Annotated in this window: 21 protein-coding genes; 10 read left to right on the top strand and 11 right to left on the bottom strand. The window is 43.5% G+C overall.

The window, feature by feature from the left end:
- Positions 1 to 81 precede the first annotated feature (81 nt).
- A complete protein-coding gene (locus tag AC1DU2_RS20425) occupies positions 82 to 876 on the top strand; it encodes a HipA family kinase (RefSeq protein WP_477386440.1) in 795 nt (264 codons plus the stop codon).
- On the top strand, positions 857 to 1,237 hold the full coding sequence (locus AC1DU2_RS20420) for a DUF3037 domain-containing protein (RefSeq protein WP_147058997.1): 381 nt from the start codon (positions 857 to 859) through the stop codon (positions 1,235 to 1,237). The genes AC1DU2_RS20425 and AC1DU2_RS20420 overlap by 20 nt, the downstream gene beginning before the upstream one ends.
- 50 nt (positions 1,238 to 1,287) lie before the next feature.
- Here the strand turns inward: AC1DU2_RS20420 and AC1DU2_RS20415 are convergent, their stop codons facing one another.
- On the bottom strand, positions 1,288 to 4,020 hold the full coding sequence (locus AC1DU2_RS20415; protein ID WP_477386438.1) for a glycoside hydrolase family 78 protein: 2,733 nt from the start codon (positions 4,018 to 4,020) through the stop codon (positions 1,288 to 1,290).
- Positions 4,021 to 4,114: 94 nt separating this feature from the next.
- Entirely contained in the window at positions 4,115 to 4,882 is a 768-nt protein-coding gene (locus AC1DU2_RS20410; RefSeq protein ID WP_477386436.1) for a polysaccharide deacetylase family protein, read from the bottom strand.
- Positions 4,883 to 5,038: 156 nt separating this feature from the next.
- Between AC1DU2_RS20410 and AC1DU2_RS20405 the strand changes: the two genes are divergently transcribed.
- The gene (locus tag AC1DU2_RS20405) at positions 5,039 to 5,569 is read left to right on the top strand and encodes a DinB family protein (RefSeq protein ID WP_477386434.1); all 531 of its coding nucleotides are present in this window, start codon (positions 5,039 to 5,041) and stop codon (positions 5,567 to 5,569) included.
- Between the two features lie 1,012 nt (positions 5,570 to 6,581).
- Here the strand turns inward: AC1DU2_RS20405 and AC1DU2_RS20400 are convergent.
- The 7 genes from AC1DU2_RS20400 to AC1DU2_RS20370 form a co-directional block, all read right to left on the bottom strand.
- Positions 6,582 to 7,412: an amidohydrolase family protein gene (locus AC1DU2_RS20400; protein ID WP_477386432.1), complete on the bottom strand. Its 831-nt coding sequence runs from the start codon at positions 7,410 to 7,412 to the stop codon at positions 6,582 to 6,584.
- Positions 7,405 to 8,250 carry a fumarylacetoacetate hydrolase family protein gene (locus AC1DU2_RS20395; protein ID WP_477386430.1) on the bottom strand — a complete coding sequence of 282 codons (846 nt, stop codon included), beginning with the start codon at positions 8,248 to 8,250 and terminating at the stop codon, positions 7,405 to 7,407. The genes AC1DU2_RS20400 and AC1DU2_RS20395 overlap by 8 nt, the downstream gene beginning before the upstream one ends.
- Positions 8,251 to 8,274: 24 nt before the next feature.
- Positions 8,275 to 9,039 (bottom strand): SDR family NAD(P)-dependent oxidoreductase, encoded by a 765-nt coding sequence (locus tag AC1DU2_RS20390; protein WP_477386428.1) that lies wholly within the window; start codon positions 9,037 to 9,039, stop codon positions 8,275 to 8,277.
- Positions 9,040 to 9,205: 166 nt separating this feature from the next.
- Positions 9,206 to 10,864, bottom strand: coding sequence for a UxaA family hydrolase (locus tag AC1DU2_RS20385; protein WP_477386426.1), 1,659 nt, complete (start codon positions 10,862 to 10,864; stop codon positions 9,206 to 9,208).
- 62 nt (positions 10,865 to 10,926) lie between these two features.
- On the bottom strand, positions 10,927 to 12,276 hold the full coding sequence (locus tag AC1DU2_RS20380) for an alpha-L-fucosidase (RefSeq protein WP_477386424.1): 1,350 nt from the start codon (positions 12,274 to 12,276) through the stop codon (positions 10,927 to 10,929).
- Positions 12,277 to 12,304: 28 nt separating this feature from the next.
- Entirely contained in the window at positions 12,305 to 12,637 is a 333-nt protein-coding gene (locus AC1DU2_RS20375; RefSeq protein WP_477363695.1) for an L-rhamnose mutarotase, read from the bottom strand.
- 247 nt (positions 12,638 to 12,884) lie between these two features.
- Positions 12,885 to 13,757 carry an AraC family transcriptional regulator gene (locus AC1DU2_RS20370; RefSeq protein WP_477386422.1) on the bottom strand — a complete coding sequence of 291 codons (873 nt, stop codon included), beginning with the start codon at positions 13,755 to 13,757 and terminating at the stop codon, positions 12,885 to 12,887.
- A gap of 160 nt (positions 13,758 to 13,917) precedes the next feature.
- Here AC1DU2_RS20370 and AC1DU2_RS20365 point away from each other — a divergent pair, with 160 nt between their 5' ends.
- Both AC1DU2_RS20365 and AC1DU2_RS20360 read left to right on the top strand, forming a co-directional pair.
- Complete coding sequence (locus AC1DU2_RS20365) at positions 13,918 to 15,183, top strand: hypothetical protein (RefSeq protein ID WP_477386420.1); 1,266 nt, start codon at positions 13,918 to 13,920, stop codon at positions 15,181 to 15,183.
- A gap of 26 nt (positions 15,184 to 15,209) precedes the next feature.
- The gene (locus AC1DU2_RS20360) at positions 15,210 to 16,460 is read left to right on the top strand and encodes a hypothetical protein (RefSeq protein WP_477386418.1); all 1,251 of its coding nucleotides are present in this window, start codon (positions 15,210 to 15,212) and stop codon (positions 16,458 to 16,460) included.
- Positions 16,461 to 16,618: 158 nt separating this feature from the next.
- Here the strand turns inward: AC1DU2_RS20360 and AC1DU2_RS20355 are convergent, their stop codons facing one another.
- On the bottom strand, positions 16,619 to 19,477 hold the full coding sequence (locus tag AC1DU2_RS20355) for an outer membrane beta-barrel protein (RefSeq protein WP_477386416.1): 2,859 nt from the start codon (positions 19,475 to 19,477) through the stop codon (positions 16,619 to 16,621).
- Positions 19,478 to 19,821: 344 nt separating this feature from the next.
- On the opposite strand from AC1DU2_RS20355, the gene AC1DU2_RS20350 reads away from it, so the two are divergent.
- The 5 genes from AC1DU2_RS20350 to AC1DU2_RS20330 all read left to right on the top strand — a co-directional run bounded on the left by AC1DU2_RS20350 (position 19,822) and on the right by AC1DU2_RS20330 (position 25,357).
- Positions 19,822 to 20,892 carry a sensor histidine kinase gene (locus AC1DU2_RS20350; protein WP_477386414.1) on the top strand — a complete coding sequence of 357 codons (1,071 nt, stop codon included), beginning with the start codon at positions 19,822 to 19,824 and terminating at the stop codon, positions 20,890 to 20,892.
- Complete coding sequence (locus AC1DU2_RS20345; RefSeq protein WP_477386412.1) at positions 20,889 to 21,644, top strand: LytR/AlgR family response regulator transcription factor; 756 nt, start codon at positions 20,889 to 20,891, stop codon at positions 21,642 to 21,644. The genes AC1DU2_RS20350 and AC1DU2_RS20345 overlap by 4 nt, the downstream gene beginning before the upstream one ends.
- 169 nt (positions 21,645 to 21,813) lie before the next feature.
- Positions 21,814 to 23,214 carry a sensor histidine kinase gene (locus AC1DU2_RS20340; RefSeq protein WP_477363716.1) on the top strand — a complete coding sequence of 467 codons (1,401 nt, stop codon included), beginning with the start codon at positions 21,814 to 21,816 and terminating at the stop codon, positions 23,212 to 23,214.
- Between the two features lie 196 nt (positions 23,215 to 23,410).
- Entirely contained in the window at positions 23,411 to 25,072 is a 1,662-nt protein-coding gene (locus AC1DU2_RS20335) for a response regulator (RefSeq protein WP_147058964.1), read from the top strand.
- 9 nt (positions 25,073 to 25,081) lie between these two features.
- The gene (locus AC1DU2_RS20330) at positions 25,082 to 25,357 is read left to right on the top strand and encodes a UBP-type zinc finger domain-containing protein (protein WP_477386410.1); all 276 of its coding nucleotides are present in this window, start codon (positions 25,082 to 25,084) and stop codon (positions 25,355 to 25,357) included.
- Positions 25,358 to 25,479: 122 nt separating this feature from the next.
- Here the strand turns inward: AC1DU2_RS20330 and AC1DU2_RS20325 are convergent, their stop codons facing one another.
- Positions 25,480 to 25,911 (bottom strand): DoxX family protein, encoded by a 432-nt coding sequence (locus tag AC1DU2_RS20325; RefSeq protein WP_147058958.1) that lies wholly within the window; start codon positions 25,909 to 25,911, stop codon positions 25,480 to 25,482.
- Positions 25,912 to 26,307 lie beyond the last annotated feature (396 nt).

Raw genomic sequence — 26,307 nt, 5'->3', positions numbered from 1 at the left:
TAGGATTTATCTTTGGGATGGCGGAAATAAAATGCAGGCTACCATATTTCTCATAAATTTGCCCTAATTTTCTACCGAAAAATGAATTACAATCCACCACAACTCCGCACCATTAAGGTGATCCGCTATGTTACGCCATTGCGCGAAGGCGGATCGCTGCCGGCTATTGCCGAAGGCGACGACGAGTTTTTATATGTACTTAAGTTCCGCGGGGCCGGCCAGGGCTTAAAGGCGCTGATAGCCGAGCTTATTGGCGGCGAATTAGCCCGCCTGCTGGGCCTTAAAGTGCCCGAACTGGTGTTTGCTAATCTTGATGAAGCCTTCGGCCGTTCTGAGGCCGACGAGGAGATACAGGACCTGCTCAAATTCAGCGTCGGGCTTAATCTTGCATTGCATTATTTGTCGGGTGCAATAACGTACGACCCGGTTGTTAATACTTTGGATGCTAAACTGGCATCCAAAATAGTTTGGCTTGATTGCCTGCTAACCAACGTTGACCGTACCCCCCGCAACACCAACATGCTGATGTGGCACAAAGAGCTGTGGCTCATTGACCATGGCGCAGCCCTGTATTTTCACCACTCGTGGCATAACTGGCAGGAATCGGCAAAACGGCCCTTTGTGCAGGTAAAAGACCATGTACTGCTTCCGCAAGCATCTGAATTGGATGAGGTGGATGCCGAATTTAAATCCATTTTAACCTCCGAACACATTTATAACATTGTGAATTTAATCCCGGATGATTGGCTTACCGATGAATCAGGAAACGGAACACCGGCAGAGCGCAGGGAAGTTTACGCGCAATTTTTATTAACCCGTATTGCATCATCGGCAATATTTGTAACCGAAGCTAAAAATGCCCGATCAGCTGTTTGAGTACGCCGTAGTACGCGTTGTACCCAGGGTAGAGCGCGAGGAGTTTGTAAATATTGGCGTGATACTTTATTGCCCGAAACAGAAGTTTTTAAAAGCAATTGTATCGATAGATGAAGCCAGGATAGCGGCTTTTGCACCCGGCCTGGATATAGATTGCCTTAAAGACAACGTTAAATCGTTTGAAAAAATAGCCCATGGCGCTCCCGATGCCGGCCCCATAGCCAAACTGGATATAGCTTCGCGCTTTAGATGGCTTACTGCTACACGTAGTACCGTGGTGCAATCATCAAAGGTGCATCCGGGTTTGTGCAAAGATGCAGAATTGACTTTAAGGCGGTTATTTATCCAGTTAGTTGGGTAATAATAATCATAACGCAGAGAGCAAAACATTGCCCTCTGCGCACGTTAAAATTATTTAGCCGCAACCTTATCTTTCACCACAACCCAGGGATAGTTAAAAGTATAATCGCCTGATCCTAATTGTACTGTTGTACCGTTTACATCGCCACTGGCACCCGTTAGCGGTTTACCATCCTGTTTTACATCTTCGGCATGTGCCTGTGGCAGTGTTAGTCCTGCTGTGGTATTGGCCGGGATTTTAACATGTATGCGCATAGTGCCATCTTTAACCTCCCACTCAGAAAGCAGCTGGCCATACATGGTTTCAAAAGTTGCTTTGGCAAAGGTAAACTGGCGGCCGGGCTCGGGTTTCAATACTATATTTTTATAGCCCGGTTTACCAATTTGCAGGCCGGCAACATGTTGGTACATCCAATCGCCCACGGCACCGTACGAGTAGTGGTTAAAGGAGTTCATGCCTTTATCCTGGAAAGTACTGTCGGTTTTAATACCGTCCCAACGCTCCCAAATGGTGGTAGCGCCCATTTTTACAGGGTATAGCCATGATGGATACGTCTTTTGCAATAACAGGTCATAAGCCACATTGGTATACCCATTTTGCGATAACACCTGGCACAGGTAAGGCGTACCTAAAAACCCGGTTGAAAGGTGGTTGTTCCGGCTGCGCACATCCTCAACAAGGTAAGCCGCTGCCCTGCTTTTTAAACTATCGGGTACCAGGTTAAATTTCAATGCCAGTACATAGCCTGTTTGCGAGTCTGCGAAAATCCGACCTGTAGGGGTCATATAATTATGAATGAATGCCTTTTTTACCCCCTCAAACACGTCATTGTATTTCTTCTCGTCGGCGGTGTTGCCTATAGCGCCCGCGGCCTGGCTAAGCAGTTTTGCCGAATATGCATAAAAAGCGGTAGCAATCATATCGGGATTGGTATAACCATTCGGCTCCGAAAAGTCATAGATGCCCGGACGGTAAAACAACCAATCGCCAAAAACACTGCCCCCGCGCCAAATGTAGCTATCCCCTGCCTTGTTGATGATTTTATCAACGTAAGCTTTCATGCTGGGATATTGGGTTTGTAAAATGCGCTTATCGGCATAAACCTGGTACATCGTCCATGGAACAATAACAGCCACATCGCCCCAGCCCGCCGATGTGGCGCGGTTGGTTTGTAAAACATCGGGCACCACAAAAGGCACCCCGCCATCCGGAAACTGATCGGCTGCTACATCCTTCATCCATTTGGCAAAAAACGGACCTACGTTCATGTTAAATGCCGCCGTGCGCGAAAAAACCTGCGCGTCGCCTGTCCAGCCCAATCGTTCATCGCGCTGCGGGCAATCTGTAGGAATATCTAAAAAATTACCTTTTTGCCCCCACTGAATATTGTGTTGTAGCTTGTTAATCATGGTATCTGAACAGGTAAACTGCCCGGTAACCGCCATATCCGAGTGTATTACAACAGCCGTAAAATTCTCAGGCTTAATCTCGCCCGGAAAACCCTCTACAGCAATATACCTGAAACCCATAAAAGTAAAGTGCGGCTCAAATGTTTCCACGCCATCGCCCTTCAGGGTATAATTAATGGTTGCGGCGGCATTGCGCAGGTTGGCTGTGTAAAACTCACCAAATTTATCCAACACTTCGGCATGCCTTATGGTAACGGTTTTTCCGGCCGGCCCACTCACTTTCATTCTTATCCAGCCCGTCATATCCTGTCCAAAATCAATAATTTGGGTTCCTTTGGGGCTTTTAAAAATCGCGATGGGCTTCAGTTCGGCAATTTGGTGTACCTGCACACTTTGTACCCCAACCAATGTGTTTTTTGTGATGTTGTTGGCTACATCAACCGGCAACCAGGCAACATCATCAAACCCTTTCTTATTCCAGCCGGTTATTTCTTTACGGGCATCATAATTTTCGCCATCGTAAATGCCGTTAAGCGTTACCGGACCGTTTTGGGTACCTTTCCATGAGCCATCTGAGTTTACGTTTTCGATAGTGCCATCGGCATAAGTTATTTGTAGCTGGCATAACAGGGCAAGGTTTTTACCCCAGAAACCCCAGTTGTTCATATAAGCCAGCGTGCCTTTAAACCAGCCGTCGCCAATCATGGCGCCAATTACGTTATCGCCGGGTTGTAGCATAGCGGTAACATCATAAACCTGGTATTGCAGGCGTTTTTTATACTCCGTCCAACCGGGAGTAAGCACCTGGTTACCTATTTTGCCGCCGTTGAGGTATAGCTCATACACGCCATGGGCGGTAGCATAAACCCGGGCCGATACCACTTTTTTAGTTGCCGAAAATTGTTTGCGTAACATTACTGCAGGCTTTGTGCGAGAGCTGTCTTGTTTGGGCTGTACCCAGCTGGCCGTCCAGTCGGTGGTGTTAAACAAACCTGTTTCAAAATAAGCTGGTTTGCTCCAGGCAGATGTATTGCCGTGGTTATCCCATAGTTTTACCCGCCAATAGTAGCGTGTTGCCGATTTTAGCGCAACGCCATTATAAGTAACAAACACTGATGAATCGGACGCTACCTTTCCCGTATTCCAAACGGTTTTGGAGGACGAAAAGGAAGCATCAGTAGTAACAACAATAGTATAGGCTTGCTGTAAAGTATTCCTTTGCGTGGTACTAATTTTCCAGCTCAGGCGGGGATGGCTAATATCAATACCAACCGGGTTGGTTAAGTATTCGGCCGTCAGGCTTTCGGCAACTGGTTTTTGCGCCATGCAAATTGCCGGCAAAACAGCAAATAAAAAAAGTAAAATATGTTTCATGGTTTACGATTGGATACCAATGTTATTGATTGCTGGCTACAGCGGCAACCCTATCTGTCTTTTGCCTATAAACCATACCACCCAAACACGCCTGTTAATTTATCCGCTTAACAGCATCAAGCGCGTCCTGAAACGTAAGCACTTCTATTTCGTCGGGGTGTTGCTTTAGGTAAAGCAATAATTGTTTGTGCGCGGCTGCAGGTGTAGTTATATAATCGCCTCCTATACCATGAAACATAAACACACCCAACCCGCCGCTTTGCTGTGTCTTTTTTACAAAAGCAATCAATTCATCGCCGGTAACGCCGCCGTGTACACCCCAGGCCGGAACCTGCATGGGGTCAATCTTTTTAAAATCGGTTATAACCGCATCGGGGCCGCCGCCAATGCGCGCGTACTTGATAATGCCGGCTGCGCTCAGCGAATCGGCGTATTTTACACCACCAACAGCTATCTCGGTGCAAGGGTAAGCGTAAGTACGTGTGCCGGTTTTTCCGTCGACGGCATACAGCAGGTTATTCATTTCGGCAACTTCACGCTTGATCATAAATACCGAATAGTTGGCCGAATTATTTGCAGGATTGGCTTTTACCGAAGTGGTTAAACAGGGATGATAAAGCGAGTGGTTAGCTAATTCGTGTCCCTTTAAAGCAACCTGTCGCCAACGCGGAATAGTTACATGGGTTATATACCCCGTAAGGAAAAAGGTTCCCTTAAATCCCAAAGAATCCAGTTGCGGCAGCGCTATATCCAGTTGCGATGGCAATGCATCATCATAGGTAAGCACGATAATCGCTTTTTTATGCGACTGGGCGAACGCGGTAAAATTAAGAAGCAATAAGAGTAAGGTTATTTTTTTCATAAACGCAGGTTTAAAACCTGTACTAATATAGACTAACGCCGGATTTTTTGGCGATGGCAAACGAATAAAATAAATTAAACTTTATTAAATGCTGTTGACATAGGGCTGTCACAAGCGGGTTGTTACTTTGAATTATAAATCAAAAACAAAAACGCTATGAATATTATCCCAATGTTTTTAAAGGAGTTGGAACAGGAAGCCCAAACCACCCGCAAAATGCTCGAGATTGTACCAACCGACAAATTTAAATGGCAGCCGCACCCAAAAAGCATGACCATTGAAGACCTTACCGTACACATCGTTGATTTGCCAAACTGGCTTGCGCTGGCCGTGTACACCGATGGATTAAATTTTGCCACCGAACCTTATAATCCCCCAACAGCCGAAAGCGCCCAAGGCTTATTAGAGTTGCTGGAACAATCAGTTGCCAAGGGCAAAGAAGCCCTGCAACACATCAGCGAAGAAGACCTGCTGAAACCCTGGACACTAAGCAATGGCGATGTTATATTACAGAACTATAACAAGGCCGAAGTAATCAGGGTTGCCTTTTGCCAGCTTGTACATCATCGCGCCCAGTTAGGTGTTTACCTGCGCCTGCTAAACATCCCGATACCCGGCAGCTACGGCCCCAGCGCTGATGAACTGAGCGGAGAATATCAACGCGAAGTAGAATTTAGTATCAAGTAGTTAGTATCAAGACTGCTGTAGTCTGGTATCAAGTAGTTAGTATCAAGTATCAAGACTGCTGCGGTCTGGTATCAAGTAGCGAGTATCAAGTATCAAGACAGCTGCAAAAATTGGTTAGTCTGAAAGTCAAAAAATCTTGATACTTGATACTAACTACTTGATACTAAAAGACGATTGTTCTTTATTTAGGACAATCGTCTTTTACATGTCTTGCTGTGTGGATACTAATTTCTATACTTTGATAATTTCCCTTCGTTTATTTCTTCGAGGAAACCATTCTCGTTAATTGCGTACCGGGCATAGGTTGTATCGGTGTCAATTTTATATTTTGTAACAGAATTTGATTTTTTGCGTGTTTTAGAGCGCAAAATGAACATAACAACTGTGAAACAGATTACAGCAAGCAGTGCAGCGATTTGGAAAAATATAAAAGGCATAACGTTGAAAATAAATTGTTTAATACGCACATCTAAAACTGTGATAAAAACTTAAGCAGTATTAATTTTAGCTGTAATCGTTACCGGTATATAGCTAAATATGTGCCAATAATTTATGAACGCTTATACCTAAGGGAATGTTACAATATGAGGACAAAAAAAGGCGTTTTACGCCTGTGCACAGGAACTTACAAAGTTTTGGAAACTTCGTAAGTTTATTAAGAAGGGGGCGAAAAATCGGCAGGGCAAATGCATCTAACATTTAGCGGCTATGATCTGTCATTTAATAATAACTGGCGGAACAAAGCTTATAGGCATCAAACGATACCTTGTGTTTACTTCACAACCTTGTAAAAAGATCCAGGGCGCTTAGGCAACTGATTTTGCTAACAACAGGCGCAAATATTGGGATGCGCTTAAATTGCACAAGCATGTGTTCGGCGTTAACCATGATTATTTACAACATATTAATAATCAAATATTTATAATATTTTTTCTCAAAATATGTTAAGTTATGTTAACCCAATTTAGTTGAGTTTTCACTGAAAAAATCAGTCTGGATATTGATATCACCCTTACAAGCTATAAAACGAAATAGCGTTGCCTCCCCAAAATTGTTCCTGCTCGGTGGCAGATAACTTAGCAACATAGTTTTGCGTTACCTGCATGGTACCCTCGTAACCGCCTGCCAGCAGGCAAACCGGCCAATCCGATCCAAACATGACACGGGCCGGCCCAAATGCGTTGAATATTATATCGAGGTATGGGGTAAAATCATCAACCTTCCAGTTGCCCCAATCAGCTTCGGTTAGCATTCCCGAAATTTTACAGGATACATTTTCATGTTTGGCCAGCACCTCAATATCTTTTTGCCAGCCGCTTATTTTTTTATCCCTGATGTGTGGCTTGGCCAAATGATCAACCACAAATTGCTGATTGGGAAAATTGCCAACCAGTTGATTAGCAAAATGCAGATGCTGAGGAAATATCAGGATATCATAGGTATAGCCATACTTCCCGAGCGTGGCTATACCTTTTTGAAATGCAGGTTGCAGCATGTATTCATCATCAGGCTCTGATTGCAAAACATGCCGGAAACCTTTTAGCTTATCGTAGCTTTTATATTGCAGCAATCGGCTTTCAAGGTCATCAGCTTGCAGGTTTACCCAGCCTACTACCCCCTTAACAAACGGGTTTGCAGCAGCATGATCCAGCAAAAACATGGTTTCATCATCGGTTTGACTTGCCTGTACAGATACACAACCATCTATGCCGTGTTGTTGTAAAACGGGCAACAAATCAACCGGCGAGAAATCACGTTTTATAGCCAGCATTTGGTCGCTAATCCAACTATCCCTCACAGGGTCGAAGATCCAGAAATGCTGGTGCGAATCTATTTTAAGCATATGCTACCACGTTTTGTTTTTGTTCGCCAAGGCCATCAATACCCAATTCAATAACATCGCCGGGTTTAAGGTAAACAGGCGGTTTCATACCCAGGCCAACACCCGCCGGGGTACCTGTTGATATAATATCGCCCGGTAACAAGGTCATGAACTGGCTGGTATAAGATATAACCTGCGGCAGGGTAAATATAAAGTTTGATGTGGTACCGTACTGCATAATTTCGCCATTCACTTTTAACCAAAGGTGCAGGTTGTGCGGATCTTCAATCTCATCGGCAGTTGCCAAAAACGGACCAAGCGGCGCAAAGGTATCACAGCCTTTACCCTTATCCCAGGTGCCGTTACGCTCCAGCTGAAACTCCCGTTCAGATACGTCATTGTGCAAAACATAACCGGCAACATAATCCATCGCGTCGGCCTCATCAACATAGGATGCTTTTTTGCCGATAACTACGGCAAGCTCAACCTCCCAATCGGTTTTTACCGAATTTTTAGGCACCACAACATTATCATTTGGGCCTACAATAGCCGATGTAGCTTTCATAAAAATTACCGGCTCGGGCGGCAGCGGTGCATTGGTTTCATGCGCATGGTCGGCATAATTTAGGCCGATGCAGATGATTTTTGACGGGCGCGCAAAGGGGCTGCCCAAACGTACATCATCGGCAACCTGGGGCAATACAGCATCTTTTACAAAGGCGGCTAAACGTGCAAGGCCGTCGGTTTCAAAAAACTGCTCGGTATAATCTTCGCCAAAAGCTGAAGTATCGTATTTTTTATTGTTAAGGATAATACCTGTTTTTTCTTTGCCGGGTTCGCCAAATCTAATAAGCTTCATTGTATCTTGTTGTTATGGTTTTGTTTAATTATTAAGGGTGATAAAGCCGCCATCGATAGGGTAATCGGTACCTGTGATAAACCCGGCCTCGTCTGAACATAAATAGAGCGCCAATGCTGCCACTTCTTCTGATTTGCCCATCCGGCCAATCGGCTGGCTTTTGGAGAGCTTTTCAAAAATCTCGGCTTCCTGCCCCGCATAATTTTTGGCGATAAAGCCATCCACAAAGGGTGTATGGATGCGTGCCGGCGAAATGCAGTTACAGCGGATGTTATCGTGAAGATAATCGCGCGCTACAGACAGTGTCATGGCGTGTATAGCACCTTTGCTCATGGAGTAAGCAAACCTATCGGTAATACCAACGCTGGCCGCTATCGAAGCTGTATTGAGGATAACCCCGCCCCCGTTTGCCTTTAGCATAGGTATAACGGCGTACAGGCAATTATAAGCACCTTTTACATTTACGTTAAATACTTTTTCAAAATCGGCAGTGCTGGTGGTATCAGCGCGGCCAATGTGGGCAATGCCTGCGTTATTTATCAAAATATCAATAACACCAATACTTGTAAAAGTATCCACTACTTGTTGCTGGTTACTTACATCGCAGGCATAGCCTTTGGCTTTGCCGCCGGCCGCTTCTATTTCGGCAACGGTATCGGCCGCCGCTATATCATTTAATTCGATGATGTGCACAGCAGCGCCTTGCTGCGCAAAAAGTATCGACATTGCCCTGCCTATCCCGCTGCCACCGCCGGTTATTACTGCTGATTTATTGGTTAATTTGAACATATTGCCCCCTCTAAATCTCCCCCTGAAGGGGGAGACTTTTTGTTTTATCTTATTTTTAATTATTGTTTACCAAAATTGAAACTATTAGCCTATCCTTCTCTCCTTTAAAGTATTCTTTTTAAAGTCTCCCCCTTCAGGGGGAGATTTAGAGGGGGCTTTGGGCTTTTTACAGCGACACTCCTCTTTTCCACGGTATAAAATCGTCCTGGCCAAGCTTTACCGATTTTGGTTCAACTTCGCCATTGGCAACCTGTATCACATAGTTCAGGATCCGTTCGCCGGCCTGCCGGATAGTTTCGTCGCCCTCGATGATGGTGCCGCAGTTAATATCGATAATATCAGGCATACGCTCAAACATTACCGTATTGGTTGATAGTTTAATCACCGGGGTAATGGGGTTACCTGTAGGTGTACCCAAACCCGTTGTAAACAATACAATATTTGCGCCCGATCCTACTTCGGCCGTAGTACTTTCCACATCGCTGCCGGGAGTACACAACAGGTTTAAGCCTGGCCTGGTTACCTTTTCGGGATAATCCAACACGGCTGTTACCGGCGATGTACCGCCTTTTTTGGCTGCTCCGGCCGATTTAATGGCATCAGTGATTAAACCGTCGCGAATATTGCCTGGCGATGGATTGGCGTAAAAGCCCGACCCATCGGCCTCGGCACGGGCATTGTAGGTGGTCATTAACTGCATAAAGCGGTTGGCAGTTTCCACGTCGGCACAACGGTCACTCAGTTCCTGTTCTACCCCGCAAAGCTCGGGAAATTCGGCCAGGATTACCGAGCCGCCCATGGTAACCAGCAAATCTGATACATAACCCAAAGCCGGGTTTGCCGAAATGCCCGAGAAACCATCAGAGCCACCACACTCCATACCAATGCACAGCTTTGATAGCGGTGCGGGCTGGCGTTGAGTTTGGTTAGCCTGTACCAGGCCGGCAAAAGTTTGTTTTAGGGCTTGTTTCAGCAATTCGCTTTCGGTGCCCACTTTTTGCTGCTCTAATACCACCATTGGTTTATTAAAAGCCGGATCGCGTTTGACAATCTCGGCCTGCAAAATACTTACCTGTGCATGCTGGCAGCCCAGGCTCAACACCGTGGCACCGGCAACGTTTGGATGGGTAATATAGCCGGCAATCAATCCGCACAAAGCGTCCGAATCATCTTTGGTACCACCGCAGCCCATACTGTGGTTCAGGAACTTGATACCATCAATATTTTTAAACAAACGTTTTGAATTTGGTTTATCGGCGCTTAACTGAATATCAGCATTCAAAATCTCTTCAACAGATTTACCTGCCTGGTAAAGTTCCATGAGTTGCTCCACATCGCCCTCGTAGCTTTTGGCTTTTTTATAGCCAAGCTTATCAACCAAAGCCTCCTTTAAAACCTGGATATTCCGGTTTTCGCAAAATACCAGTGGTACTACTATCCAGTAATTTGCAGTACCTACCGATCCATCGGCACGGTGATAACCGTTAAATGTTTTGCCTGCAAAATTTGAGGTATCGGGCTGGTGCCAGCTCAGCTTGCGCTCGCCTAAGTGAAAGCCCTCCGATGCGTGGTGCACATTGGCCGTAGTAAGCAAGCCACCTTTTGGTATAGTTACCGTAGCCTTACCTACCAATACGCCATACATATAAATTTCGGCGCCCTGCACCAATTCATTAATCGCAAATTTGTGTTTGGCCGCCACACGGTCAACCAACGGGAAGCTCTCGCCCTCAAAATTAATTAGGGTACCCAACTCCAGGTTTTGCAGCGCAACCAGCACATTATCATGCAGGTGTATTCTTAAAAATATTTCTTTTTGCGACATTATATCGTATTTGTATTTTTATAAGATCAGACGATGGTCTATGGACCATGGACTAACCAATGCTAATTAAGCGATAACTCAATAACCGGTATCTCATACGGCGGTTTGGCCGGCATGGTAACCTCCAGGTCATCAGATCCTGATGTTTTGTATAACAACTCCGAGTGATCGTTTAAAAACTGCGCGTATTTAATCTTTCCGGCGTAACCAGGCAGTACCAGCTTACCCTTGGGGTAATCAAACAATTGCACATATAGTTTTTTTGTAGCCTTATTGTATGTAAGCTTTGCTCCCTCGGGTATCTTATAAGTATCGGGGGCATAGGTACAGTTGTAAATTGATTTATCGTTAGCATGCATCCAGTGTGCCAAACTATCCAGCGCGTTTGTGGCGCGATAATCAAATTCGCCACGGGCGGTTGGGCCTACGTTAAGGATAAGGTTACCACCATTGCTTACCGATGTTATCAGCAAATCCAGTAACTGGCGGTGGGTTTTCCATGTATTTTCATCGCGATAATATCCCCATGAACCCGAAAATGTTTGGCAGGTTTCCCAGGTTTTACCACGGTATTTGGCCAGTTCGGCTGTGCCTACCTGTTCCGGCGTTTCAAAGTCGGCACCATCTTTATATTCTTCCAGGTTAAGGCGGTTATCTACAATGATACCCGGCTGTAATTTCCTGATTAGTTTTAACAGCTCAACAGATCCCCACTCGTCTTTACCCTTGCCATGTCCATCGCCGCGGGGAAAAGAAAAATCGAGCCAAAGGATATCAATTTTACCATAGTTAGTTAGCAACTCGGTTATCTGGTTGCGCATGTACTGACGGTATTTGGCCATATCGCGGTTTTTATTCAGCCTGGCATAGCTGGCGTCGCTTTTATCTTTTGGCGATTGCGGATGAATTTCATCAATCGTGTAATCAGGGTGGTGCCAGTCTAACAATGAATAGTAAAAACCTACTTTAAGCCCCTGCCCACGGAAAGCGTTTACATACTCGCGTACCAAATCGCGTTTGGCCTGGGTGTTAGGCGCTTTATAATCGGTATATTTTGAATCAAAGAGGCAAAAACCTTCATGGTGTTTAGTGGTGAGTACCGCGTACTTCATACCGGCAGCCTTCGCCTGTTTGGCCCACTTCTGCGGATCAAAATAATCGGGGTTAAACTGTTCGAAATATTTCTGGTAGCCGGCGTTGTCAATTTTCTCGTTATGCTTTACCCACTCGTGCCTTGCCGCACCTGAGTATAATCCCCAGTGAATAAACATACCAAAGCGGCTGTCTTTCCACCATTCCATACGTTTTTCTTTTTGGGCATCGGTTTCGGCGCCAATTGTTTTTTGTTGTGCCGATGCCGATAAAACGGCTACCAGCATCACCAGCATAGATAATTGAAGTTTTTTGAACATGAGGTTTATAATTTAGTTGACAGGTTATTTATAGCTGAAATATTTTATCCATTAAAACCCATTTCTCGCCTTTTTGGGCCCCTTTAACAGCCTGCTGATACTTCCACATCAGGTTTTCCCATTCCTGCACTTTTGGATTGGCGACATCGGCGGCCGACTTTTTTTCGAAACTGAAAGTATCATCGGTTTCTATGATCATAAACAGGCGCACATCAAAACGATAAATTTCCATGTTGGTGATACCATACTCGGTAATACTTTTGTGAATCTCGGGCCAGATAGCCTGGTGGTATTTTTCGTATTCGGCAATCAGCTTGGCATCGTCAACCAAATCAAGCGTTAAACAATATCGGTGGGCCATAAATAGATTTAAAAAGTAGTATATCGGTTATACAAAGAAATAAAGTTTACAGGTAAATAGTTGGCATAAAATGGTTAAAACATTCAGCTTTTTTGGCATAAGAAAGTGCCCCCTTTCCATATTTCTCCGGCAGGGAGAAATAAAAAAATAGCTAATGAAAGTATCGTCAACCGCAGGAGATTATTCGCGGTTTGACCGATTTTGGCGCTCCTGAAAGCCAAGCTATTTAGAGGGGCTTAGCAACAGCTTACGAATTTTTAATAAACTCCTTCTGGTACATCAGCGGGCTTTTGCCGGTTACCAGCTTAAAATGTTTATGAAACGTTGAAAAGTTATTAAACCCGCTATCGTAACATAGCTGTTTAATGTTCAGCTTATCTTCTATCAGTAATTTACAGGCGTGGCCAACTTTTATTTCGATAATAAACTGCGAGAAGGTTTTGCGGGTTTTTGATTTAAAGTACCGGCAAAACGAGTTGGAACTTACGCCCGCTATCTCGGCAATCTCATCCAGGTAAATCTTTTTCCTGAAATTTTGCATCGAGTATTCATAAATGCCGTTCAACCTGTCATTTTCCGAATCGTTATGATCATATTTAAAACCAATGGAGGCCATGTAACTTGAGGGGGCACTGGTGGCAATAGCGTTTAATGCCTTCAGCAGCATAATAATGCGCTCGGCACCGTCTGTACTTAACATCGCGGCCATCTGTACGGCCACTTTTTCTTTTGTGCCACCGGTAACCTGCAACCCGCGTTTTGATTTCTCGAGCAGCACTTTTATTAATTTATTTTCGGGCAGTTGTAAAAATTGATCGCCCCAAAAGTTTTCACAAAAGTGTACTACAAAAACCTCCACTCCGTTATTTTCACCGGAATTAAAATACAAATCGTCAAAACGCCAGTAATGCGGCAGGTTGGGGCCAACCAGTACCATATCGCCCGATTTGAATTGCTTTATACTATCGCCAATAAACTGGGTACCGCTTCCCTTTTTCAGGTAAATGAGTTCCAATTCGGGGTGGCAATGCCAGCGGTTGTTGATATCGGGCAATACATCGTGCCGCACACTAAATGAGTGTGCAGGGCCCGAAGAAACTTTTAGTAACTGCGGTTTCATTCAGCTTATTTTACAATTGATGCGATAAATATAGCCAATAATTGTAAAAATAGCTGATTGTCGCATTTTTTTTACGCCACTAAAAAAACGACACGTCACATTTTCTTTTAAGTGATATATTTTTATATCTTGCTGCCAGATTAAATCCAATTATTCCCTAATGAAACCTTATTACAAACTCCTGCTTCCGGCATTATTATTGCCTTTATTTTCTGTAGCGCAAAGTAATTACAAACCAGGTTATGTTGTTACCCTTAAAGGCGATACTTTACGTGGCTTCATCAACATTAAAGAATGGGCTGTTAACCCCAAAAAGATCAGTTTTAAGACAACAGCGGATAATAAAAACAGCCGCGAACTTGGTGTAAACGACATTACATTTTTCTCTGCAACTAACCTGGAGGCCTATCAGCGTTATGCCGGATTGCTGAACAACGACCCAACAAATATCTCAAATCTGCCTACCGGCCGCGATGCAAGCACCATTACCGATACTGTGTTCCTGAAAATCATTCAAAAGGGCGCTAAAATCACCTTGTTTGAATACGCCGACAGCAAAAAAGATCATTTTTTTGTTACCGAAACCAAAGACAACCAACCTGTAGAACTGGTTTACCGGATTTATAACAACGATGGCAAAACCGTAAACGAAAATGGCTATATGCAGCAGCTATATCTGTTATCCGAGAAATTTAACGGTAGCCAAAACCTCAAAATAAGGATAGAAAAAGCAGATTATAATTATAACGACCTGGTAGAAGTATCAAGAATGATCAATCATAGTACCGCTAAAGATGATGAAGTTGTTACAGGTAAAAAGAAAGGAACCTTCTTTTTTGCATCAGCAGGGGTTAATATCAGTAAAATATCATCTGATAAAGCTTTTGCTGATTTTGATCCATCTGTAAGCACCGCCGGGACGACAGGAAAAAGCGCAAAGCCGACCTCCTTTTTCCCAAGGATTGCTGCCGGGGTAAACGTATTGGCCAATCCGAATACAGGGAAGCTTGTTTTCAGGGCCGAAATAGCTTATACCTCAAATAAATATACGGGGAGCGCCGTAAACAGCGGTTCATCTGAAAACTACTCGCTTAATCAAAATACGTTTTCCTTAATCCCTCAGATTCTGTACAACTTTTATAATACCGACGATCTTAAATTTTACGGCGCTGTAGGTGCATCATTAAATATATCGAGCTATAAAAGCAAAATAGTTTATAACAGTAGCGGTACAATTACGCAAAATGCCAACCCCTACGGATTACTATCCAAATGGACTTCATTCCCATTTCATGTCGGCGCGATAATCAATAAAAAGTTTGATGTATCTGTAGCTTATATCCCTAATGCAACTTTTACCAACACCGATGCCTACTATATACAGGTAAGTGCTGTTCAAATAGTACTAAATTATACTTTTAACTAAACAATATTTCAACTAATCCTTATCTCATGAAACACCTACACAAACTCATTTTGGCGGCGTTTATGCTTCCTGCCGCAGCCATGGCGCAAAGCAATTATAAGCCAGGCTATGTTGTTACCCTTAAAGGTGACACCTTACGTGGCGAAATAAACCAGAAAGAATGGTTTGGCAATCCCAAAAGCGTAGAATTTAAAAGCACGACAGGAGTTAAAACCTATACGGTAGATGATATAAGCTATTTTGAATTAATTAATTCGTCTATTTATCAAAGATACTCCGGGGAGATCAGCATGGATGAAACCAACACTTCAAAATTACAAACAGGAGTTGATTCGACCCAAAAGCAGGATGTGGTATTTTTAAGGGTGGAGCAAAATGGCCCTAATGTAACCTTGTATTCATACATTGATGCCAAAAAGACGAGGTTTTTTATTGGCGATAACAAGACCGGACAGGTTAAGGAACTTGTTTACCGGATTTATTATTTGCCAGAGCATGGCGTACAAACCCGAATAGAAAATATTTATATCCCACAACTGTATGACCTGGCCATTAAATACAACCCAACATCTGAGAAATTAAAAAGCGAAATAGAAAACGCCACCTACAGTTTCCCCGATTTGAAAAGCATTTCGCAAAAGCTTAATAACATTACGGTTGATAAAAAAAACTACGGTAGTAAATCGGCGTGGAAATTCTTTGCGGGCGTGGGAGTTAATGCTACACTGTTTACAACCAGCCTGGCTGCCGGCCAGGGCAACAGGTTTTATGATGCAAAAAACACAACATCGGTATACCCGGCGCTATCGGCAGGTGTAAACTTATATCCCAACCCCAGCGTTGGTAAACTTATTGTACGTGGCGAAGTAATGGTAACGGGCGCGGCTTATAAAAACTCTGTTGAGCTTTACTTTAACCAACCCGATATACCAAGATCTGATTTTAATGTGAAGGAATTTTTGGTTATTCTTAATCCGCAGGTCATTTACAACATTTATAACACCAACGCTTTTAAGTTTTTTATTGATGCGGGTATATCATACGCCTTTGTAAAAACCACGGGCAACTACATATACAATAGCCATCTTCAAACAACTATCCCTAATTACCTGTCCCTTTCATCGGGCTTAATAAGCTTCCCTATTAAACTGGGCATAACTGTGGCTAAAAAGGTTGACATATACGTTTCCTACTCTACCCCTGCGGCAATTACCAATAGCAGGGACTATACCATAAATGCAAACAGCATAAAAGCAGGCATCAATTACGAGTTTTAACATAAAAAAGCGTCCCGGTATCTCACCCCCGGGACGCTCTGTTATTGCTTAAACCAATAACATCAACTAAATCCAGATCAACCTCGCGTATGATCATTGCTTGCCATCTTTCTCAGGGATGGCCAGATTTTAAATATCTTTTCAGGCTTTATCCCTCATTAAAACGGGCCACCGCCAGGGCCGCCACCCGGAGGCGGGCCTCCAGGGCCAGGTCCGCCGGGACCACCGGGACCCATTGTTGGTTTTTTACCTGCAAATTTCTGTAACTTAAGGGTAAAGCTTAACAAATAATACCTGCCCAGCCTGTTGCTGCTGGTTTGGGTTACATAGCTGCCGCTTTGTGTGCTGGTGTAACCCGTGTTTTGGTTAAACACATCCATTGCTGATAGGCGGATGGTACCCGCGTTTCCTTTTAAAAATCTGCGCTCAACATAGGTATTTAATATATTGGGGTTGGTTGCACCTTTGTAACCATAGTAAAACATCTTGGAGTAATCATAACTCAGGGTCCAGTCCTTCCACAAATAATTTTTACCGTTGATACCCAGGTTAAGCGAGCTGAAATTATTATTGATATTGGCCGTGGTGATCGAATTATTCGATTTATTAACCGCATAGGTTGTGCTGGCCTCGGCATCTACAACATCAGTAATACTCAGCCTGAATTTTACGCCTTGCGATAGCACCAGGTTTTTAGCTATATTTTTCTCGGTTGTCATGGCATAACTTGTCGAATCGACATTAGTTATATAAGAGATGTTATTATTGTATGCAACGTTGCCTATAAAGAATAAATTATATTTTCTTTTATCCCATGGTTTGGCAAATACATAAAAACCTTGTGCCGAGTAAAACCCATCGGCATTTAAATACTGCGTTAAAATGCTCCCGGCCAATTTACTGTTCGGCGTGTACGTTTTAGGATAATTGATGGTGTTAGCTACTATCTTATTATCGGTTGTGGTGAAAGATAAATTACTAAAAAACACGTTACCACTCTCGAAATTAAACTTGTTGTACCGGATGGACAGGTTGTTATTAAACTCCGGCTTTAAATCGGGGTTACCTTGTACGGGGTACGATGCATTGCTAAAATCGGTAACAGGCTGTAGTTCGGTATAAGTTGGCTGATTGCTGGCACCGTTATAGTTTAAGCTCAACGACTGATTGCGCGAGAAGTTATAAATAAACCTGGCGTTAGGCGCTAAGTTAAACGTATGGCTATCTGTTGGCGAAGCACCATTGGTTAATGATTGCCCACGCAATATGGTTGGCTGTGCTACTAAACCCAACGTGTAGTTATACTTTTTATCGATAAAACGATAGTTTAGGCCAAAACGGTTGGTAATAAACGTGGAGTTATAATTGTTGCTCAGCAAGCCATAATAATCTTTGGTTACGCCATCAATATTTAGCGTATCTGTTAGTTTATCGGCTGTGGTATAGGCGTAATGATAGGCGTAGGTTAGTTCAAGATAGCCTTTTTTACTTACCGGCTCTAAAAACGATACGCTTGTGCCCACACTATCGGTGCGGCTGTCGGTATTAATAAATTGGTTTAGCGGCGCGTTTGCAGCCCCATCCAGGTAAGTGTAAACCGGGTTTTGGTATTTATTGATCTTGTATGACCCGGCCCCCACATTCAGGCTAAAATTGCGGCCTTTACGGGCAAAACGGTGGTTAAATAACACATTGGCACCATAATTTGGTTCGGTTTGATTACTGTAGGTATCAAAATTATAGTTAGATAAAGTTTGGGCCTTATCAACCAGCAAGCTGCTGCCAATTTGAGTGGTAGTTACCCGTGCATAAGCAAACGATGGTGTAATTTTAATATAGTTAACTGTATCCGGTTTAATTTCGATATTGAAGTTGAAACGATGGTTAAGCTTCTCGTCGTTTTGGGTATTGTTATTGGTATTGGTGCTTGGGTTTGATGTAGATAAGTTATTTTGAATAGTTTTGTTAAGCGTATATACCGAATTATCGGCAAAGCTATAGCTGCCATACGCAGTAACTTTTTTGCCCCAGCTATCGCGGTAGTTAAGCCCAAATGAGCGGGCTGTGGTAATACCATTGGTATTGCTACTGTTGCCCCCCGGCGGGCCGCCCGGACCACCGCCCCTTGGACCGCCGCCGTTAAACGTAAACAAGTTGGTATTGGTATTATTCAGGTTACCTAAAAAAGCCAGTTGCTGATCGCCGTTGAATTTGAAAAAATTTGCCGATGCTACATACCGGTTACTTTCCTGGCTGTTTGCTATACCGGGTATGGCATCCCTGCCCCCGCCCAGACTGGCCTGGCCAAAGTAGCCGTAGTTTTTACTTTGCTTTATGGTAATGTTCAGAATTTTCTCGGGCTCGCCGCTTTTTACGCCTGTAAGATTTGCCTGATCGCCATAATCATCTATAATTTGGATATTTTGCACAATATCGGCCGGCAGGTTTTTGGTAGCCGATTTTAAATCGCCGCCAAAAAACTCTTTCCCGTTTACCCTTACCTTGGTTACGCTTTTACCCTGGGCGGTAATATTGCCATCTTTATCAACATCAACGCCGGGTAGTTTTTTGATGACATCCTCTACAGGCGCATTATCACGTACCGGGTAAGCTGCGGCGTTAAATTCAATTGTATCTTCCTTAAGTTTCACCGGGTTAACATCCGATATGGTTACGGTGTTAAGCATATAGGTGTCGTTTTTAAGAATGATGGGCTTTAAAAATACAGGGGTATTGGCATTATCCAATACAAAACGGCGGCGCAGTCCCTGGTAACCTATTGAGTTTAAAACCAGGCTAAACTGGTTAACTTTTACATCATCAAAAGTAAAAGCTCCTTTACTATCGGTAATTACCTTGGTACTATCGGTGCCGGTTAACAGTTTAACAGTTGTGCCCGGCAAGGTTACCCCTGTTGAGTCTGTTACGGTGCCCTTAACCCGCCTGCCCGTTTGAGCAAAGGTTGTAAGGCTAAACAGCAATGCTGCAATTATCAGGTATGTAAATTTAAGTTTCATTGTGTTGTGGCTTATTTGCAACACAAAGCAATAACATCAGCACCACCCCAAAAAACGCAATAGACAGAGGCATAGTAAATGTAGACGAAGGCATGTTTTTTGCCTATAGAATCATGTATTTGGAGTATTAAACTCCAATTACAGTATTCAACGGTTAATTTTAGCCATTTGTCGGCAAGTTGTGCCTGTTAGGCGATTATGGTTGCCTGATAACCAAATGGTTTAGTAATATTGAACGATTATTAAACCGTAATCGAAAATCTCAGGTCAAGATTTTCTGTCGAAAAAATAAAAAACATTAATAGTCCTGATTCTCGTATCTTGACTCCTGATTCAAATCAAAAATGAGCCTTAAATCAAAAAGCAGTACCATTACTATCCTTATTCATGTGTTAACATGGGTAGTGCTGGGCTTCGCGTTATTTTTATATCAACCCCTTACGTGGGATATTGTATTGCCTTACCAGTTCTGGATAAAACAGGCATTGTTTATCATTATGCTGGTAACTGCATTTTACATCAACGCTATTGTGTTTGTGCCTGTGTACCTGTTAAAAAACCGGACAGGCATGTACTTCATATTTATAATTACCCTGGTAGCAGTTATATATATATTAAACATTTTCATTGACCGTTCATTGAACATGCACCTGTTAATGGATAATGCTATCCATAAACATGGCCCGCCAAGACACGGCGAACGGAACCGTATCTTCGATTATGCGGTAATCTTTATTATGGCATTGGTTTTAGGCATCAGCACCAGCATCACCGCCATCCAAAAGTGGCAGGCCGATATCAGGCTGCGCGAAACTTTAGAGCAGGACAAAATCAGTTCGGAGTTATCCTTCCTGAAAGCGCAGATCAACCCGCATTTCTTTTTCAATACCTTGAATAACATTTACGCGCTTACACATATCAATGCCGAAACATCGCGCAAAGCCATTCACCAGCTTTCGCGAATGATGCGGTACGTGTTGTATGATACCCAACACGGCACAGCATTGTTAAGCCAGGAAATAGCCTTTATAAAAGACTACATCAGCCTGATGGAACTGCGGCTTACCGATAAGGTGAAGGTTACATTTAATTCGCCCGCCACGGTTAACGATATGACCGTTGCCCCCATGATATTTTTACCTTTTGTGGAGAATGCTTTTAAACATGGCATAAGCGCGACGCTGCCCAGCGACATCCTGATTAGTGTTGAACAAAATGCAGAGCTACTGGAATTGCGGGTAGAAAATTCGATTTATAAAGACGCCAACCCCAACCTGGAAGAAAACAAAGGCATTGGCCTTACCAATACCTTGCGCCGTTTAGATTTGTTGTATGCCCAAAAATACACATTGGATATAAACGAAGATCCTGGTGCCAATACTTATAAAGTTCACTTAACACTCAACCTGTCATGATATTAAACTGTATTGCCGTTGATGATGAACCCCTGGCCCTTGGCCTGGTTTGCGCATTTATTGAGCAAACACCATTTTTAAAACTTACAGGCCGCTACAGCAGCGCGGTTGAAGCGCTGGTAGGTTTACAGGACCAAAAAGTTGACCTTATTTTTTTGGATATACAGATGCCTAACCTTAACGGCATCGAACTGGCCCGTGTGCTGGATAGCCGGGGCTCAAACAAGCCACGCATTATTTTCACCACGGCTTACAACCAGTTTGCGTTGGAAGGCTATAAGGTTGACGCACTGGATTACCTGCTGAAGCCTTTTAATTATGAAGAGTTTTTGCATGCTGCCAACAAAGCATTAAGCTATGCCGAGCTGTTACAACGCTCAGCCAACCCTGCTCCCGCAGCAACAGCTGTTCCCGAAGAGCACCGCATTGAGGACGATTACCTGTTTTTAAAGATAGAGTACCAACTGGTACGTATAGCGCTTAAAGATATCCTGTACATAGAGGGCCTGAAAGATTACGTTAAAATATACCTGCAAGGCACCGAGAAAGCCCTGCTATCGCTCACCAGTTTAAAGTCGCTGGAAGAAAAACTGCCATCAAAACGTTTTATGCGGGTGCACCGCTCGTTCATTGTATCGTTAGATAAAATAAACTCCATTACCCGCAACGCCCTGCAAATTGGCAAAATAAACATCACCGTTGGCGATCAGTACAAAGATGCTTTTGGGGTGTTTTTGAGTAAGTGGGTGTAGATGTCATTGTCTGAACCGGAATTAAACGAATTTATTGAATTATTGAATTATTGATTTATTGAAATTCGATAAATTCTTCAATTCGTTTAATTCCGGTTCAGATAACATCGCTTTGCAATTTTTTCTCTCCTATTCCCGCGCATTAAATAATAATCCCTAATTTTATTTTATGCAAGAGGTAACCGTATCCTGGCTTAAATCGCTCGAAGCTTTAGAGCATGTCCCGGATGATCAGCTACAGTGGCTGATAGATAATAGCGAATACAATACATTTGAAGATGGCACCATGCTCAATGAGCCAGGCAAGCCAATGACCGGCCCACATATTATTGTTGAAGGCAGCATGCGTTTTTATATGCTGCAAAGCCGCGGCCGACGCGATTTTGTTGCCGTAGGGCCGGGAAATATAACAGGGTATCTTCCGTTTTCACGCGGACTGGTTTCTAAGGGCTTTGCCGAAGCTATTGGCGAATTGCGGGTATTGAGTTTCCCCACCGAACGGATCACCGAAATGATAAAAAATCATTTTGAGCTTACCCAGGCACTGGTACATATCATGACCAACCGCGTTCGCGATTTTACAGCCTTGCAGCAGCAAAACGAAAAAATGATGGCGCTGGGCAAACTATCAGCCGGACTGGCTCACGAGTTGAATAACCCTGCATCGGCCATAGTGCGCGATTCTACTTCTCTAAGCAAACACCTGCAACTGGTTCCTGAGGCCATAAAAGGTATGTTTGCCATAAAAATGGACTCGGACCAGGTTGATGGCGTAACCAATGAAATGTTTAAAGTGCTTACTGCCAAAGATGAAGGCCGTCTGAGCCTGAAGCAACGCACCCACCGGGAAGATGAAATTGGCGAATGGCTGGATGAGAACGAAATAGAAAACAGCTACGAAATTGCCGAAAGTTTTGTTGACTTCAACTTCAAGGTTGAAAACCTCGACGCCTTAAAAAGCTATATCCCGAAGCAATTTTTATCCACAATTTTTAACTGGATGAGCAATAAGCTGGTGGCCGAAAAAATGATCCAGGATATACAGGAATCATCCAAACGGATAGCCGAACTGGTAAGTTCTGTTAAAACTTTTACACATATGGACCGTGGGCAGGATAAGCAATATGCCGATATCCATATTGGTATTACCAATACACTTACCATGCTGGGGTATAAAATTCGTAAAGGAAATATTACCGTTGTTGAAGATTTTGACCGAACTTTGCCCGAAGTAAAAGCACTGATTGGCGAACTTAACCAGGTTTGGACCAACCTTATTGATAATGCCCTTGATGCCATGCAACCGGCAGAAAAAGGCATCCTGACCATTAAAACCCGGCGCGACCGCGAGTTTGTGGAAGTTTTTATTATCGACGATGGCCCCGGTATTCCGGAAGATATCCAAAGTCAGATCTTCGATCCGTTTTTTACAACCAAAGAGATGGGCAAAGGCACCGGGATGGGACTGGAAGTAGTACAACGGATTGTAAAACAACACCGAGGATCGATCAAAGTAAAATCTACACCCGGTTGTACCGTATTTAGTGTTTGCTTCCTGATTGACGGGTAGTAAAGCATTTTTTTATTTAAAGCATTAAACATCAAGTCAAGATATAAGAGTCAAGATAAGCGAAAACATAAGAGTTAATATTCTGCCGGCCGTTTCTTTATTGAAAAAAAGTTTAGATTAGGTTATCATTGCATTCTCTCTTGATTCTTGAATCTAACGTCTTGATTCTTTTTAATTATTACCTGTAGCGAACCCTATGAATCGACCTATTATATTTTCAATTGATGATGATCAGCAGGTACTACGGTCTATTAGCCGCGACCTGCGATCTCAGTACAGCAAAGAGTACAAAATATTAAGTACAACATCGGCCCAGGAAGCATTGGAAACGCTTACCGAACTCAAAAATGGTTCGGATGTGGTAGCCTTGTTTCTTTGTGACCAGCGCATGCCCGAAATGGAAGGCGTTAAATTTTTAGAAAAAGCAAAAAAAGTATTTCCTGATGCCAAACGGGTATTACTTACGGCATATAGCGATACCGAGGCGGCTATTAAAGCCATTAACGACGTACAGCTGGATTATTACCTTATGAAACCATGGGATCCGCCGGAAGAAAAACTTTACCCGGTAATAAATGATTTGCTTGCAGACTGGCATAACAGTTATATTCCTGAATTTGTAGGCATTAAACTGGTTGGATACCAGTTTTCGCCGCAGTCACACGTGATAAAAGATTACCTGGCCGGCAACCTTATCCCCTATCGCTGGCTTGATATTGAAAAAAATGTGGATGCAGGAACGTTGCTGGCTTTAAACAACCTATCTACCGATTGCCTGCCTATGGTATTTTTCGAGGACGGCAGTTATCTACAAAAACCATCGATACAAGGCATAGCCGCCAAGCTTGAAAAAAACACCCAAACATTAACCGATGTTTATGACGTGGTAATCATTGGCGCTGGCCCCGCCGGCCTTGCAGCCGCAGTTTATGGCGCATCCGAAGGTTTAAAAACCTTGTTAATTGAGCGTAAAGCCCCGGGCGGACAGGCAGGCACCAGCTCAAGGATTGAAAACTACCTGGGTTTCCCGGCCGGCTTAAGCGGCGCCGACCTTACCCGCCGCGCCATTACGCAGGCCATGCGTTTGGGTGCCGAATTTTTATCGCCGCAATCGGTTAGTGATATCAAACAAAAAGATGGCTACAAAACCATTATTTTAGATGACGGCCCCGAAATTATAAGCCGTACTGTAGTGATAACTACCGGCGTTGATTACCGTAAACTGGAAGTTAAAGGCGTTGAAAACTTTACCGGCGCGGGCATTTACTATGGCGCAGCCACTACAGAGGCATCGGCTTGTACAGGCAAAGATGTTTACGTAATTGGTGGTGGCAACTCTGCCGGGCAGGCGGCCATGCATCTTTCAAAATATGCCACCAAAGTGCATATCGTGATCAGGCGCGAGGATTTGGTGGCAACCATGTCGGCCTATTTGATTACACAAATTAGCGAAACGCCAAACATTGAAGTGCTGGGCAATACCGAGATTGTAGAAGCACACGGCGGTAACTGCCTGGAAAAATTAACCTTAAAAAACTGCATAACGCAAGAAACTTTTACCAATAAGGCCGCTGCCTTGTACATTTTTATTGGCGCCAAACCCTATACCGACTGGATTAAGCTTGACATTATAAAAAACAACAAGGATTTTATAGAAACCGGGCGCGAGTTGCGCAGCTACGAAAGCTTTAATAAAGTTTGGAAACTTAAGCGCGATCCGTTTTTACTGGAAACCAGCTGCTCGGGCATTTTTGCCGCCGGCGATGTGCGCGCCGGGGCCATGAACAGGGTGGCATCTGCCGTGGGCGAAGGCTCAATGGCCATTAGTTTTGTTCACAAATATTTAGCTGAAGTTTAATAACACCATATGCAAAACGACGACGAAATATGCCAGCACCTGGCGGCAATTACCGATATTAAACAACCGCAGGATTACCTGTGCGAAGAGTGCATTAAAACACATTCATCATGGATGCACCTGCGCACCTGCCAAACCTGCGGTGTTACGCTATGCTGCGATAGCTCGCCCAATACCCATATGACCAAACATTTTGAAGCCACCGGCCACCCGGTAGTAATATCGGCCGAGCCCGGCGAAAGATGGCTATGGTGCTATGTGGATGAAGCAGTGACGGGTTATTAGATGTGCAGATTTCAGATGTGCAAATTTCAGATGATTTTGATTTGCACATTTGAAATTTGCTTATGTGCATATCAATTCCTTCATCTGCACATCTGAAATCTGCATATCTGCACATCTAAAAACTATCCTTCCAGGTACCTATCCAACGAAATTGGGCCGGAGCCTAAAATGGTGAACATTACCAGGAGGATTAATGCGGTTACAGATGGCCATTCCAGTGTGTTTATGGGCTCCTTGAAAATGCCTGTTAAAAACACTGCACCCAATACAATAGGAATCTGGAAAATAGATGCAAGCCGGGTAAATATCCCAAGTGTTATCAGGATGCCGCCAATCATGTGGGCAAAGGTTACGTAATAAACCAAAACCATCAATACGCCGGGCGAAAGATCAACAACATCCTGGCTTTCGATCAGATCGCGCAGGTAGGCTGTATTTTCCATAAAGGCTACGCCTTTCAGCAATAAAAATACCCCAAGCGCAATACGTACAAGATCAAGGAATTTAGGGTGATGTGTATCGCCCCAATGTTCAATTTTATGAACTACGTTCATGACAGCCTCCTTATTTTTAAAGGTATAATTGGTTTTAGTAACCAGGTGGCTTGCAGGGAGAATAATGCGACTTGGTTACGCTATATAAATATAGTAACAAACTTGTGGTAATTGCAAATTGTTTTTATTCGGAATTCAAGGCAAACGCAAAGAGATTGGGTTAACATAACTTAACACATTTCAGGTTTTAAATGTTATAAAATATTAATAATCAACATTTTATATTTTATTCATGGTTAACACTAAAAATGATATTTTACGTAATGTAAACGCATCTAAATTTTGGTGCCTGCTGTTGGTTAAAACAGGTACCGAACCGCTTTGCATCTTTTAAACCAGGATCAGGCAATAAACACAAGCTATCATTTGATGGTTATATCTTGCTGGCATCATACG

The organism is Mucilaginibacter sp. P4_C11 (assembly GCF_056402115.1).
This window is presented reverse-complemented; position numbering and strand designations above follow the sequence as displayed.